General features: G+C 39.6%; 16 protein-coding genes, 1 rRNA gene and 1 pseudogene. 11 read left to right on the forward strand and 7 right to left on the reverse strand.

All coding sequences use genetic code 11. The annotated features are described in order from the left end of the window. Window positions 1-10: 10 nt before the first annotated feature. Together rrf and QMA12_RS14350 are read left to right on the forward strand one after the other, a co-directional pair. Window positions 11-125 (forward strand): 5S ribosomal RNA (rrf, locus tag QMA12_RS14345). 429 nt (window positions 126-554) lie between these two features. Then, a complete protein-coding gene (locus QMA12_RS14350) occupies window positions 555-1,028 on the forward strand; it encodes a peroxiredoxin (RefSeq protein WP_290210418.1) in 474 nt (157 codons plus the stop codon). Window positions 1,029-1,115: 87 nt separating this feature from the next. On the opposite strand, the gene QMA12_RS14355 is transcribed toward QMA12_RS14350, so the two are convergent. Next, window positions 1,116-3,245, reverse strand: a complete 2,130-nt coding sequence (locus tag QMA12_RS14355) for a S8 family peptidase (RefSeq protein ID WP_290210419.1) — start codon at window positions 3,243-3,245, stop codon at window positions 1,116-1,118. 313 nt (window positions 3,246-3,558) lie between these two features. Between QMA12_RS14355 and QMA12_RS14360 the strand changes: the two genes are divergently transcribed. Beyond that, window positions 3,559-4,743: an NAD(P)/FAD-dependent oxidoreductase gene (locus QMA12_RS14360; protein ID WP_087531178.1), complete on the forward strand. Its 1,185-nt coding sequence runs from the start codon at window positions 3,559-3,561 to the stop codon at window positions 4,741-4,743. A 72-nt stretch (window positions 4,744-4,815) separates the two neighbouring features. On the opposite strand, the gene QMA12_RS14365 is transcribed toward QMA12_RS14360, so the two are convergent. The 4 genes from QMA12_RS14365 to QMA12_RS14380 all read right to left on the reverse strand — a co-directional run bounded on the left by QMA12_RS14365 (window position 4,816) and on the right by QMA12_RS14380 (window position 7,563). Next, window positions 4,816-5,904 (reverse strand): GGDEF domain-containing protein, encoded by a 1,089-nt coding sequence (locus tag QMA12_RS14365; protein WP_290210420.1) that lies wholly within the window; start codon window positions 5,902-5,904, stop codon window positions 4,816-4,818. A gap of 250 nt (window positions 5,905-6,154) precedes the next feature. Continuing rightward, window positions 6,155-6,583, reverse strand: a complete 429-nt coding sequence (locus QMA12_RS14370) for a secondary thiamine-phosphate synthase enzyme YjbQ (protein WP_290210421.1) — start codon at window positions 6,581-6,583, stop codon at window positions 6,155-6,157. Continuing rightward, the gene (locus QMA12_RS14375; protein WP_087531175.1) at window positions 6,580-7,047 is read right to left on the reverse strand and encodes a chemotaxis protein CheX; all 468 of its coding nucleotides are present in this window, start codon (window positions 7,045-7,047) and stop codon (window positions 6,580-6,582) included. Before QMA12_RS14375 ends, QMA12_RS14370 begins: the two co-directional genes overlap by 4 nt. 81 nt (window positions 7,048-7,128) lie before the next feature. Then, window positions 7,129-7,563, reverse strand: coding sequence for a transcriptional repressor (locus QMA12_RS14380; protein WP_087531174.1), 435 nt, complete (start codon window positions 7,561-7,563; stop codon window positions 7,129-7,131). 154 nt (window positions 7,564-7,717) lie between these two features. On the opposite strand from QMA12_RS14380, the pseudogene QMA12_RS22225 reads away from it, so the two are divergent. The 8 genes and pseudogenes from QMA12_RS22225 to QMA12_RS14415 all read left to right on the forward strand — a co-directional run. Next, window positions 7,718-7,810, forward strand: a pseudogene (locus QMA12_RS22225) (MarC family protein); the annotation flags it as partial. Window positions 7,811-8,041: 231 nt separating this feature from the next. Beyond that, a complete protein-coding gene (dusA, locus tag QMA12_RS14385) occupies window positions 8,042-8,974 on the forward strand; it encodes a tRNA dihydrouridine(20/20a) synthase DusA (RefSeq protein WP_290210490.1) in 933 nt (310 codons plus the stop codon). A gap of 259 nt (window positions 8,975-9,233) precedes the next feature. Next, the gene (locus tag QMA12_RS14390) at window positions 9,234-9,902 is read left to right on the forward strand and encodes a PspA/IM30 family protein (RefSeq protein WP_290210422.1); all 669 of its coding nucleotides are present in this window, start codon (window positions 9,234-9,236) and stop codon (window positions 9,900-9,902) included. Window positions 9,903-9,913: 11 nt separating this feature from the next. Then, window positions 9,914-10,117 carry a PspC domain-containing protein gene (locus tag QMA12_RS14395; RefSeq protein ID WP_290210491.1) on the forward strand — a complete coding sequence of 68 codons (204 nt, stop codon included), beginning with the start codon at window positions 9,914-9,916 and terminating at the stop codon, window positions 10,115-10,117. A gap of 10 nt (window positions 10,118-10,127) precedes the next feature. After that, the gene (locus tag QMA12_RS14400) at window positions 10,128-10,460 is read left to right on the forward strand and encodes a hypothetical protein (protein WP_087531171.1); all 333 of its coding nucleotides are present in this window, start codon (window positions 10,128-10,130) and stop codon (window positions 10,458-10,460) included. An 89-nt stretch (window positions 10,461-10,549) separates the two neighbouring features. Further along, window positions 10,550-11,071 (forward strand): copper chaperone PCu(A)C, encoded by a 522-nt coding sequence (locus tag QMA12_RS14405; RefSeq protein WP_290210423.1) that lies wholly within the window; start codon window positions 10,550-10,552, stop codon window positions 11,069-11,071. 8 nt (window positions 11,072-11,079) lie between these two features. Next, entirely contained in the window at window positions 11,080-12,066 is a 987-nt protein-coding gene (locus QMA12_RS14410) for a DUF2333 family protein (RefSeq protein WP_290210424.1), read from the forward strand. Window positions 12,067-12,069: 3 nt separating this feature from the next. Then, window positions 12,070-12,849 (forward strand): TIGR04219 family outer membrane beta-barrel protein, encoded by a 780-nt coding sequence (locus tag QMA12_RS14415; RefSeq protein ID WP_290210425.1) that lies wholly within the window; start codon window positions 12,070-12,072, stop codon window positions 12,847-12,849. Between the two features lie 25 nt (window positions 12,850-12,874). On the opposite strand, the gene QMA12_RS14420 is transcribed toward QMA12_RS14415, so the two are convergent. Beyond that, a complete protein-coding gene (locus QMA12_RS14420) occupies window positions 12,875-13,762 on the reverse strand; it encodes a TIGR03899 family protein (protein ID WP_087531167.1) in 888 nt (295 codons plus the stop codon). Beyond that, window positions 13,731-14,309, reverse strand: a complete 579-nt coding sequence (locus tag QMA12_RS14425; protein ID WP_290210426.1) for an SRPBCC family protein — start codon at window positions 14,307-14,309, stop codon at window positions 13,731-13,733. The genes QMA12_RS14420 and QMA12_RS14425 overlap by 32 nt, the downstream gene beginning before the upstream one ends. Between the last annotated feature and the right edge of the window lie 139 nt (window positions 14,310-14,448).

Here is a 14,448-nt window from a genome sequence, read left to right on the forward strand (position 1 = left end):
ACCAAATTTGCTTGGTGACAATAGCGTTTTGGACCCACCTGATCCCATGCCGAACTCAGTAGTGAAACGAAACAGCGCCGATGATAGTGTAGCATTTGTTATGTGAAAGTAGGTCATCGCCAGGCTCCAATTAAGAGAAACCCGTTACAGCAATGTGACGGGTTTTTTGTTGTCTGGGGTAAAGTGAAATAGTAAGCGAGTTAGCGAGAGTAAAGCTAGCGAGTAGCACAGCGTCAACCTATACACCGTAGCGTGGGTTGAGTATTTGATACCCACGGTTAAAGGAGCGCCATAATCCCTCAGGGCCAACATACACCTTAAAACACCTTACCTTGGCTTGTATTTTAATCTTGAAAAACTCGCACTCTTTATCAGTGAATGCAAACTCGCGCTTATATCAGAAATAGTCAAACCCGCAAACATAAATGGTTTGCTCTGAATAATGAAATTTTTGCTTTAGCTATAAAGCACCTTTTTTTAATTTATTGAAATTCATCGCATTGTTATTATTTGCGTTTTACACTTACTACTCACACTAAAGCTAAGGAAATAAAATGATTACTCAAGGCCAAAATTTACCAGCTGTAAGTTTAACTAAATTGACTGATGACGGAATGCAAACACTTACAAATGAAGATCTTTTTGCAGATAAAAAAGTGGTTTTATTTGCAGTGCCCGGTGCGTTTACGCCAACTTGTTCAAATGCACACTTGCCTGAATTTGTTACTTTTGCAGATAAAATTAAAGCGAAGGGCATTGATGCTATCTATTGTGTTTCGGTGAACGATGCTTTTGTTATGAAGGCGTGGGGTGAACAACATAACGCACAAGAAATAAATATGCTTGCTGATGGTGATGCTAGTTTTACCAAAGCGCTAGGACTTGATAAAGATACTGCTGGCTTTGGTGGTGTACGTTCATTACGTTATGCCATGGTTATCGACGACCAGACGGTGATAGGTTTATATGTTGAGCAGGATAAGGAATTTATTGTGAGTCGAGCAGAAGCTGTATTAAATACGCTTTAATAAAAAAGCCGAGCAAAAAAGCTCGGCTAAAAATCACCAGGGGAAACTGGTTATGCCAGAGTGACTTGAATGACGCTCTCGCTTTATTTATGGTTGGTATTGAGCATCAAGGGTAAGGCCAGAGAATGTTCTATAAGCGTTAACGCTCATATGCCATGTTCCGGCCTGTGGATTGCTAAATGTGCAAGTTTCTGCATTGCCATTTTTATAAGGGCGGCAATCATAACTTGATGCACTCGGTTGGCTACCAAACTTAACAAATAAGTCGGCATCGCCTGAACCACCAGAAGTAGTCACAGTAAAGCTTGCCATACCCGCGGGTACATCAAGAGTATAGTGCTTCCACTGCCCTGCATTAGCAGATACGTTTTCAACAGTACCACCGCCTGCTTGTGGGCTGCCTGAACCACCACCGGTAGTTGTTAAATTACCAACTAAGCTAACACCAGAATAAGCAGAATAGCCTCGCAGCATTACATGATAAGTACCAGCTGTTGGATTATCGATAGAGCACTCTTCACTATTACCGCCTTTATAAGGGCGGCAATCGTAGGTTGAAGTGGTTGGTGCATTACCTGCCCGCACATATAAATCAGCATCACCCGTGCCACCACTCATTGTGAACGTCACATTGCTTGCACCACTTGGTATGGTCATTGTGTAAAAGACTTCACTGCTTGCTGCACCGCTTAAACCAGTTTGTGCTTGGCCATCAAGAAGCTCATTTGTGCCTACCGGTGGTGTCGCGCCTCCCGATGCTTCTGCAACAGCCGCTGCGGCATCGACAATACCCGTTCCACAACCTGTACATGTAGCTGAAAATGAACGTGTTGTTGATTTCAAAATGCTTTCGACTTCATCAGGTGTAGCAGATGGGTTAGCTTGCTTAATGAGCGCTGCAACACCGGCAACGTGTGGCGCTGCCATCGATGTACCTTGTGAATAGTGATAGCTATCACTAGAAGGGCTTGATGAACCTGAGTTATGTGTTGAAAGTACGCCCTCAGAATCATTTGCAAAGCTTTGTGCGCCACCAGGAGCTGCAACATCAATATTATTACCGTAGTTGGAGTAGTACGCACGGCCACCATTACGGCCAACAGATGCAACGTTTACTACGCCGCTACAGTTACCGGGGTTGTAGTTAGCTGAGTTATCGTTATCGTTACCTGCAGCAATGACTATGACAGTGCCATTTCCACGAGCTTGGTTAATTGCAGATTGTGTTGTTGAGCTACACGAACCACTGCCGCCTAAACTCATATTAATGACATCAGCAGGGTTTGCATTGCTTGGGATGCCAGAAACTGAGCCACCGGATGCCCAAATAATCCCGTCAGCGATATCTGATGTTAAGCCGCCGCATTTACCCAGTACACGTACAGGTACTACTTTGGCGTCATAAGCGACACCAGCAACACCTTCGCCATTATTAGAAACAGCTGCAACAGTACCTGCCACATGCGTACCATGCCAACTAGAGTTTTGTGCACCATGAGTGTAGCCACATTCATTTGCGCTAATCGCATCACCTGGGTCGCGAGCATCGTTATCACGTGCCCCACCGTCATTGGCAACAAAGGTATCTGAAATCATATCGTAACCCGGTAGAATATTACCGTTTAAATCAATATGTGGACGATAACCAGTATCAAGTACAGCAACAGTGACTCCTGCACCTGTTGCGGTATCCCAGGCTGTTGGTAGGTTTAAGCCGCCAGCTTGCTCATAGTAATGCCATTGATCGGCATACATTGGATCATTAGGCGTGGCGAATGGTTTTAGCATCTGGTCAATTTCAATATATTCAACATTGCCTGAAGCGATAACGTCTTGCATATATTCTTGTGCTTCATCAGGACTTAGCTTTTTCTCGGCACGCATAACATGGTGATTACTCAAGGCCATTGCACGTATATACTGCGCCTTAACTTTGCCTTTTTTACTGGTAAAGTTTTTAACAAAGCCCTGTGCTTTCTTATTCATTATTTGTGGGCTGGTATCTGCGGTAGAAAGTGTTGCCATTTCGCTACTATTGTTTTTATATTTAATAATAAAGCGAGTACCTAAAGGGTCTTGGCCTTGAAGTTTTGCCGCTGTTTCAGCCATTGATGGCATAATTGCTTGACTTGGATTTGCCATACTGGTGGTTGCGCTAAAGAGTGTGCCTAATGTAAGTGCTATCGCACATTTTTTGAAACCTGTTGTAGTTGTCATAATTATCCCTAGATTGTTATGGTTTTTCTTCGCAATGAATTATCGTGAAGGGGAACAAAAGTAAATGATCTGTTAAAATAGTTAAAATAACGTTTTATTATGATTGTCTCGAATTTGGTTATATAGGGATGCTTATATGGCTAAATGGATATTTAGTCGTTGTTTTTTATTGTGTATTAGTTATAAAGTGCTGGCTTTTGGCGTGTTGAGAGTTATTTGTTTATTTTATTGCGAATAACACAGTAATTAAATTCAACTCATGGTATTGCTCTAAATTTGTTATAATCTAGAAAATTTTGCTCGAGATAATTAAATGACCCAAGTTGATGTAATAGTGATTGGCGCCGGAGCGGCTGGATTAATGTGTGCAGCGCAAGCTGGCTACCGTGGCCGAAGTGTTACAGTACTTGATATGGGCAAAAAGCCTGGTCGTAAAATTCTCATTAGTGGTGGTGGGCGCTGCAATTTTACTAACGAAAATGCGAGCCCTGAAAACTATTTATGCGGTAACCATCATTTTGTGAAATCGTGTCTAAGTCGTTATACCCAGCATGATTTTATTGAGTTGGTTGACCGTCATGGTTTGGCTTATCATCATAAAACGCTAGGCCAGTTATTTTGTGATAACAGCGCTCAAGATATCGTTGATATTTTGCTTACTGAATGCGAATGGGCGGGTGCTAATATAGCGCTTCGTAATGAAGTATTAAGTGTTGCAAGAACAGATAGTGGCTACCGAGTAATCACTGAGCAAAACTCCTACGATTGTGAATCTCTAGTGGTTGCAGCTGGCGGTTTAACCATGCCAAAACTGGGCGCTAGTCCCATAGGCTATAAAATTGCTGAGCAGTTTGGTTTGAATGTTTTACCTACAATGGCCGCACTTGTGCCATTTACATTGCACCAACATGATAAAGAGCGCTTTGAAGGCTTGTCTGGTATTAGTATTCCTTGTGCTGTAAGTAGTGAGAATGGAACGAGCTTTAAAGAGAATATTCTGTTTACACACAGAGGGTTATCGGGCCCTGCCATTTTACAAATAAGCTCATTTTGGCGAGCGGGGCAGGCGGTAACAATTAACCTATTACCTGAAGTTGATTTAAAAGAACAGTTAGCACAATGGCGAGAAACTCAAGCGCAAAAGTCATTGAAAAATAGTTTGTCGGCTATTTTACCAAAACGTTTTATTGAAATTTTACATGACAGTAAAGCAATCCCTGATTGCAATGTTAATCAGCTCACTCATAGCCAAATTGATGAGTTAACTAATTACATTCATAATTGGCAAATCAAACCAAATGGCACTGAAGGTTATCGCACTGCTGAGGTGACTCTGGGTGGCATAGATACTAATGAGCTTAGTTCAAAAACCTTTGAGGCTAAAAAAGCCCAAGGCTTGTATTTTATTGGTGAAGTTACAGACGTAACAGGTTGGCTAGGCGGGTATAATTTTCAGTATGCTTGGAGCTGCGGCTTTGCAGCAGGGCAGTATTGTTAGGAAATGTGAGAATAGCTTCAGCCGTGATGATTTTGGGTGTGCGTTAAAGCCAATCGACGCTAAAGCGCTCTCCTACGAGGCGCTAGGGTAGGCCACAATTTTAAAATTGTTATCACTATAATAAACGGTGTTACGGCCATTGCTTTTAGCTGTAAAGAGTGCGCTGTCAGCTCTTTCTAGAGAGCTTTTTACAGTATCATCACAGTGTAACTCTGTTAAACCTATACTTATAGTGAAAAATGAATCTTCAAATTTTTGCTCACTAATATATTGTTTCAGTTCATGAGCTAGTTCTGCAGCATCAGTTAGAGTTGTGTTGGGTAAAATAATGGTAAACTCTTCTCCTCCCCACCGTGCAATTAACGAATTGGTTGGCATTTTGTGTTTGAGCACAGTGGCAAACGTACTCAAAATATTATCTCCGGCTAGATGGCCATATGTATCATTTATATTTTTAAAGTGATCGATATCACAAATTAGTAAGCTATTAGATGTTGTAGCGTCTTTATTATCAGCTAATAACAGCGATAAAGTTTGATCAAACTTTTGTCGATTATACAGCCCTGTCAGCTTATCGGTTTCGGCTAAATGTTGAATTTCAATATTACGAGCTTGTAGATGTTGGTAAGCTGAAAAGCGAGTTTTTTCGTAAAACCTAAAAACTATAATATGTGCAATACTCACTTCAATCACATTAAATAAAGAGCCTAGTCCTATGGTAATGACTTGTTGTTGCTGTTTGTAGGTGAGATAAGCACAAATACAAAAAGCAATGCCACTGAGAACACTGCCCCAAGTTCTTCCTACTAAAAAGAATGTTAAAGGAGGGATTAAAGTAGCCCAAAATAAAGTGTGCGCCCGCCCGCCAGCAGAAATAACAAACAGCATAATTAAGCTAACGATGATTATAGCCACGGCCCAAGCAGCCATATTTACATCAGCTGTTTTAGTAAACCATGAATAAACAGCTAATGTAATACAAAGGCCAACAGTATCAAATAAAGCAATATCGTAACTTGCAAAGTAGAAGATATTCAGCAAAGTTAAAATTACAAAGTAGCAGCTTGCCAATAACAAAGTGTGAGCTATTAACTTTGTGCGCCAAAAGTCTTTATGATCTTTTGGGTGTTTTGGTAGTTTTTTGTACCAAAAATCGAGCATGCCACTGTTCCTTCAATTTGAGAAGCGTCTATAACTGATTATTACTTATATTAGGCTTTTATTATAGTTTTTGGACGCTTCAATCATTATTGGTCAATAATACGCTGCTCTGGAGCTTTCTTGCATAATAAAAGTAAAAACTTTACCTGATTGTATATGCAAAGTAAGGGGGGAAGTGTGAAGGTTTAAATTTTAATCTATATTACTCAACTTTATTGCTTTTTACTCTAGTGCTCGCATGTTTTAAATACTATCGCAGTTGCCCTTGCAAAGTAGCAATGATGCGTCTGCTTGCGCCGTGATCTCTATGTTCACCTAGGTAAATACCTTGCCATGTACCGAGCTGTAGGTGTCCATTGCTAATAGGGATCGATAATTCACAGCCTAAGGTGCTTGCCTTAATATGGGCTGGCATATCGTCATCTCCCTCATAATCGTGGCGATAGTAAGATTGACATTCAGGTACGAATTTATTGAAGTGGCTTTCCATATCCATACGTACGGTGGGATCTGCATTTTCGTTGATTGTTAAACTTGCAGAGGTGTGCTGTATAAAAAGATGGAGTAAACCGATTTTATAATTGGCTAATTCGGGAAGTTGTGATGTGATGTCTTCGTCAATAATATGAAAACCTCGCGAGCGAGGTTTCAAATTAATGCTTTTTTGTAGCCAGCTCATAGTTTATCAAAGCTAACTTCGATATTTGCATTACCTGAGTCTGAAGTGAAAGGGATTAATATTTTGGCACCTTCACTTTTGTGGGTAATAGTATGCTCAGAACCTGAGACTACAATAGGTGTTGCCATATCAAAGTCATAGCCTTTTTCACCAAGTAGGTTTTTTGCGCCACCTGTTACCATATTGGTTATTTCACCAACCATATCTGTGACTTCTTCGTTGACAGAGTCAGGACGCTCACCCAGCATTCGCTCCATAATCGTAAGCGCTAAACTTTCGTCAAAAGTAATCGAGAATGAGCCTCTGGTTTGTGGGCCAACCATACCTATTAGGCCTGAAACATCACCACAGGCAATTTCATCTTTTTTAATTCTAGGCTTGCCAGGCTTTAATTCTGTTTGCGCCATGGTGCTCAATACATTTAATAATGATGCTAGAAAAGGATTGATGAACTCTACATTCATATTTAAATTATCCCTTAAGGTTTACAGTTACACTGTTATTATACATTTAAGTGTAGCGGCTATTTTTACCGCTGCACAAAACTATTCAATACAAGACGCACATCTACCATGTGCTTCAATAGTTTGCCCTGAAACAACAAAGCCACTTTCACCGGCTAAGCTATTTAGCTCATGTGATATAACAGTGGAATGAAGCTCTTTAACAAAGCCACAACTATCACAGATTAAAAGTTGCACCGGATGAATATGATCAAAATGATGGCACAACATAAATGCATTTGTACTTTCTATTTTGTGAATAAAACCCAGCTCGGCTAAAAAATCAAGAGCTCGGTAAATAGTCGCTGGTTTTGCCCCAGATTCAGTGAGTTTTAATTGCTCTAATAAATCATAGGCACCAACACCACCTTGCGCACTTGCTAGAAGGCGAAATACTTTTTCACGGATTGGTGTGAATCGTGCGCCACGATTGTCACACACTTGTTTTGCTTTACTAACGAGTGATTCTATATTCATCTGCTCTTATCCTTACGCTACCATGATATACTAACATATTGTGTTGTAGTTGCAGCGTTTTTATTAGACAGTTTTATTTTAGGAAGTCTAGCTCTGAATTAATTTTTAGCGATATTTATCTTTTTTTCTGTTATTGATCCAATAGGCACGGTCCCTGTTTTTATTGCGGTTAGCGACTCATGTTCATAAATTAATAAGAGATAGTGGAACAAGTATAATTAGTCGGAGTATGGGGTTAATTTTATCTAGGTCGTAGTTTGATAATTTTAATGAGCTCGATTTCATGGACGTTGAACTAGCTGGTATTAACTACGAAAACCTAGTAAAAGAAAACAGATAAACAGTTACTTAAGCTTCCCCTTATTTACGAAGAGCTTATCATTGAAGCGCTAGCGCTATTTGTGTAAAATGCAGCGCTTTTAATGTTGTTTTGCTGCCTAAGGATTTTACTTTGAATAGACGCTTTTCTGTTGCCCCCATGCTTGATTGGACAGATCGCCACTGCCGTACTTTTCATCGTAAAATGACAAAGCACACAGTGCTTTATACTGAGATGGTTACTACGGGCGCAATTTTGTTTGGTCGTGGTGATTACCTTCATTTTAATCAGCATGAAAATCCGGTTGCTTTGCAATTGGGAGGTTCTGATCCCCAAGCACTTGCTAAATGCGCTAAGTTGGCAGCAGAACGTGGTTATGATGAAGTCAATCTGAATGTTGGCTGTCCGTCTGACCGTGTTCAAAACGGGCGGTTTGGAGCCTGTTTAATGGGCGAGCCGCAACTTGTCGCTGATTGTGTTGCAGCAATGAAGGCCGAAGTGAATATACCAGTAACGGTTAAAACCCGCATAGGTATAGATGAGCAAGATTCATATGAGTTTTTATGTGAGTTGATTGAAGCCAGTCACAAAGTTGGCTGTGATGATTTTATTATTCATGCTCGTAAAGCGTGGTTAAATGGCTTAAGCCCTAAAGAAAATCGCGAAGTTCCACCCCTTGACTATCCGCGTGTTTACCAACTTAAAAAAGATTACCCTCAGTTGCACTTAAGCTTAAATGGCGGCGTCAAAACAATTGCTGATAGCCAAAAGCACCTTGAATATGTAGACGGAATAATGATTGGCCGAGAGGCTTATAGTAATCCATTTATTTTAAGTGAAGTAGATGAAGCCATCTATAATGCACACCCTTTCACTTTATCTCGCCATGATGTAGTGCGTTCAATGTATGGCTATATTGAGGCAGAGATGCAGCAAGGGGCAAATTTTTGGCATATTGCACGACACATGTTAGGTATATTTCAAGGCCAGCCGGGAGCGAGAGGCTTTCGCCGTCATTTGTCTGAAAATGGGCATGGTAAACAAGCTGACTTGTCAGTAATGGACAAAGCATTAAGTTTCGTTCCGGAGTAATTAATTAGTAAGCAGGTTAATTGGCGTTATCATTCGAGTATAAAAGCTGCTTAATGCAGCTTTTTTGATCTTAAATATTAGTCAAAAAGTTAGTTTTTTAGTCAATTTGACACATCTATATTCAGCTCCAAGTCATCTTTCTTTATTGTCCATTAAGTTTAATTTATTGATTTTTAATGTGAAGTTTTTTAATTAACTAACTTGGCATAAGTCTTGGAATCTACTTGTTGTAATCACCCATCATCAACAGGAGATAATCATGGGCATAATTAACCGCGTAACAGATCTTATTCAAGCAAACTTAGTTTCGGCATTAGATAAAGCTGAAGATCCAGAAAAATTATTAAACTTACTTATTCAACAAATGCAGCAAGCACTTGATGAGTGTCGCTCAACAGCTGCAGTCATTCTATGTGAAGAAAAGGCATTAAAGCGTGAACAAGCACAAAAGCAAGTTAGCATTGATAGCTGGCAAACTAAAGCAGAGCTAGCTGTGGCAAAAGGAAGGGATGACCTCGCAACTGCTGCATTAAAAGAAAAACAACATGTAAGCGATGAGCTTGCAGCTATTGAGCCAGAGCTTGTTAAATTAGCCGATTCACTGAAGAAACTTCAAGACGATGCCCAGCGTTTACAAAGTAAATTGACTGAGGCAAAAGCAAAGCAGGCAAGCTTGCAAAAAGTTCATAACCTACTTGATGCCAGAATGCGTGTTAATCATCAATTAAATAGTGAAAAAATAGCAGATGCGTTATCCCGCTTTGATGTTATTGAGCGCCGTGTTGAGTCAATAGAGTCACAAGTTGATGCTTATGATATGACTAAAACGCAAAGTAGCACAGCAGAGCAAATTGATGCGCTAGTTAAAGATGAAGCATTAGAGCAAGAATTTGCAGCATTAAAAGTAAAAATGAAGCAAACAGCTTAGGAGATAATATGATGAATACTTATAACAATGAAAAGAATTGGTACAAAGACGCGGTGAATAAAAAACTTTCGGGTGTGTGTAGTGGTTTTGCACGTCGTTTTGACTTTCCTATCTGGGCGACGCGATTAGTGACTATTCTGCTTTTTATTCAATTTCCATTATTTATTGGTGGCGGTTATTTGGCTGCACATTTTTGCTTAGATACTAAGGCGTAGTGGGGGAGTCATGAAAATAATTGCAATTTGCGTATTAATAATCGTATTTATAATATATAGCCCATTTCAGGCGGTGCAGTTTGATTCATGGCAACTACCGCTTATTATTGCTGATTTAAGCTGGGTAGGTATTGAGCTATTTGGTGCGTTGCTTGCTGTTGTAGCTGTTATTGCTGTGATAGCTCTGGTAAGTGCGGGATTATTAGGGGCAGGTATTATTGTTGGGATGGGCGTGGTCTTAGCATTATTGTTTGGCTCTATAATGATAGCTTGGCCTTTATTACTCATTGCCTGCTTATGTTGGTTAATTTTAGATAATAAAAAAACAGCTAAATTTGATTAACCGTGGAGGCGTTGCTAATTTTACTGACTATTTTTTCACAATTATGCTAAATTTAGCCAATAAAATGATTTTTTATAACAAGGATAGAGATGACATTTAAGCCACTAATCACATTACTTTCATCGGCTCTTTTAGTTATGAGCCTATTTCTTCCGTCAATGGTAAAAGCACACGCAGATCATCACCATGATGAGGATAGTGAGATCATTGTAAACAATGCGCAGGTAAGAGTTTTCTTGCCAGCGAGCAAATCGACAGTAGGTTACCTAAGTATTGTTAATCATGGTAATGCTGATGTAACGCTAACAAAAGCCGCTATTGATGGTTTAGGGCGTGTAGAAATTCATGAGCATGCTCATGTTAATGGCATGATGAAAATGCAGAAAGTCGACACATTATTAATCAAAGCACATCAACAACTCGATTTTAAACCTGGCGGATATCATTTGATGGCGTTTGAGCCAAGCGAAGCAATAAAAGCCGGGCAAGAATTAAAACTCACGCTATATTTTAGTGATGGAAACCGAGTTTTTACTCAAGCTCAGGTTGTTTCTTTAGAAAGTCAGGTCGAGCAAGCTCCACAATCTAAGCAGCATCACACGCATCATTAGGAGGTTAAATGTCACAGCATAAAGGGAAAATTATTGGGGCAATTGTACTTATATTTATTTTGTTTTACGCATTAGCTGTTTATTGGAGCGCAGAGCCTAGCCGAGTAAATGTTTTAACTCAAGCTAAGCAAGATGCCCAGCAACGCGGTGAAAAACTTGTTACAGGTTATACCACTACATCGGCGCTAATAAACGTAACCAGTACATTGTTAAATAAGCCTGGAGGTTATTTATCTAATGATATGATGCCGCCGAGTATACTTATGGATAATATGCCAGCTTGGGAGTATGGGGCGTTAGAGATGTCTCGTGATCTTGCTTTATCTATGCGTAAAGATTTTAGCCGTTCCCAATCTCAGTCTACTGAGCATGTAGCTTTGAAAAAAGCACAACCACAATTTAATATTAGCTCAGAGGCGTGGGCGTGGCCTAGTGCTGAAAGTGAATATCAAAAAGGTATCGATTTTTTAATTGTTTATCGAACGCAAATTGCAGATCAAAGCGATCGTGAAAGTCAATTTTATGCACGTGCTGACAATTTACGCAGTTGGTTAAAAGAGGCTGAAAAACGTCTTGGTAGTTTAAGCCAGCGTTTAAGTGCAAGTGTTGGCCAAGATAGATTAAATACCGATTTAGCGGGTGATAAAGAAGCTCATCAAGCGACCTATAGCCCACTACAGAATCAAGTTAAAACTTCATGGTGGAAAATAGATGACGTTTTTTACGAGTCGCGAGGGGCAACTTGGGCTTTATTACATTTTTTGCAAGCTGTAGAATACGACTTTGCTGATGTATTAGAAAAGAAAAATGCCCGTGTTAGCTTACAACAGATTATTCGTGAGTTAGAGGCAACCCAAGAAACTGTTTGGAGTCCGATGATTTTAAATGGTAGTGGTTTTGGACTTGTGGCAAATCACTCATTAGTAATGGCAAATTATATTTCACGAGCCAATGCGGCTCTTATTGAACTTAGCGAACTTTTAGCGCAAGGATAAAACATGAAAAAGTACTGTCTAGCTGCTGCCCTTTCAATGGCATGTTTGGCACCAGCAGCTCACGCTGACACTTTATTAGGCTTATACGTAGGGGTTGATGCTTGGCAAGCGGACAACTCGGGTAGCTTTGCAGATAGAGGTAATATGCAGAGCTTTAATTTCGATGATGAAACCTTCACAAGTTACTACGCTGCTTTAGAACACCCAATTCCACTGGTGCCAAATATAAAGCTAAAATATACCGAGCTTGAGTTAAATGGTAACACCACTATTAGTGGTGATGGCTTTACGTTTGATGGTTCTACTTTTAAACCTGGAACAGATGCAACAGCAATGACTGACTTCTCTCATGTTGATTATATTCTTTATTATGAGATTTTTGACAATGATTTAGTATCAATTGACTTAGGTGTGAATGCTAAGCAGTTTGATGGGGAAGTTGTTGTTACTGGCGATATTAATACTTCTGATGGGCAAGGGGATAGGGTTACAGAAACCGTCGATTTCTCTGGTTTTATACCATTGGTATATGGTCGTGCAGAAGTGGGCTTACCTTTAACTGGTTTGAGTGTTTTCTTCGAAGGCAGCTTATTAGCAATTGATGATAGTAAAGTGCAAGATTACCAAGCTGGTATTGCTTGGGAATTAATTGATAACTTAGCTGTAGATGTAGCAATTAAAGCAGGTTACCGCCAAATGACTTTAGAACTTGATGATATTGATGATATTTATACTGATCTAGATGCATCAGGCCCATTCGCGGGTATCCAAGTTCACTTCTAAATCACTTTAGATGTTCATCGTGGCATTACTTATTAGTGTGCCACGTAACTTCAAACTCTTCCTCTAGCGCCGTGCTTAACAGTTGTTTATACCCTTTGTTAATTGGGATGTTGATAAGTTTTCGTAGCTCATCACCAGTTTGTGTGAATTTATAGTAACTTAATACCAAATCATTGTTTTTAGATTTCAGTGTAACGCGCTGGTTTAAAAATATTAGATTAAGTTCCTGCTCGCTTTTAAGTGCCGCAGATTCTATTTCTTTACGATAAATTAAACCTATGTCCATTAGGGTGAGTACATCAGGAAAGCTAAGCCCAGCTTTACCTAAATTAAGCGAGACCTTATTTCCTTTACGTAGTAAGTCAAAAATAGAGGGCTTTTTGTAAAACCCTAGAAGGATGAGATGGCTGTCATCTTTTTCATTAAAACCGCATATAGCAGTACATTTTTGCAATGCATCGGCTTCACGTTGGGTCATTTGTTTGAGAGTTTGTAGACTCTTAATTGAAAAAGTACCTGGAGAGACTGTTTCACCCGCTAAGATTTTAGCCCAAAGCTTTTGCATCGACTCACTCGATGTATCTTCACACAATGCAATAAAGCGCTCAACCCAGTCGCTGTCAGGCTGCCCGTTGCAGGTAACATCAGGACAAAAACTCAATGCCATAGCCATTATTGCTTCAATATTTTGTTGTTGATTCACTAAAAGCAGCTGTTGCCGGTTTTGTGCGCGAGTCAGTACTGTATTGTCGCTGTTTATTTTATACGGCAATTTACTTTGCCCTTGAGCACTATAACTGTTATCGCTATCAGAGCTTATGCGAGTAGAGCTATTCTTTACCATCGCATAGCCAAGCTTTGACTCTATAATATGTGCTAGGTTAATTTTTGCTTGAGCTGCTTTGACTGTCATCGTGACTCTCGTTATCTATGATGTGTAATTGCATAGTGGTTTTTAAGTTATTAAGGCCAAGTTCAACCGTATTAGTCAAAATATATTGATTTAATAAGGCCAGATAGCCACCAACAAGTGACGTTGTTACTTCTGCGGTGATCTCACAAACAACACGCGTGTAAGTTTGTTGCTCAAAAAAACTAATTATTCCGCTGGCAATATGCTCATCATTAAATAAAATATTAAACTTGATGGTGGATTCACTAATACTTGTGATAGTCATTTCTCCAGCGCCCCACTGGCTTTGCCAAAATTGATGGGCGCCTACTCCAGAGCTCGGCTCAGCGATGTGAAACTTAATGCTCGGGTCGAGTTTTTCCCATGGCGACCAAATCTGCCATCTGCCAAAATCGCTGATATACGGTGCTATTTCAGTTGCTTTAGCATTTATTTTGACGCTCTTACTTACTTGGTATTGTTGCGGTAACAATAAGCCAACAACAACAATTACAATGCTAATAAAGAAAGTAAACCGTATAAATTTTTGTAAAATCTTAATATTCATTCCTTAAAATATAATTGATTTCGAGTGTAACAAGGCGTTAATCATTGACTATAATAGCTAATGTGTCATTCACCTATATTAAACATTATTACTGTACCATATGCCAAATAATGATAAGTTAAAATCTTATAGGACATGG

Source organism: Pseudoalteromonas sp. APC 3893 (assembly GCF_030408095.1).
In the GTDB taxonomy this organism is placed as follows: Bacteria; Pseudomonadota; Gammaproteobacteria; order Enterobacterales; family Alteromonadaceae; genus Pseudoalteromonas.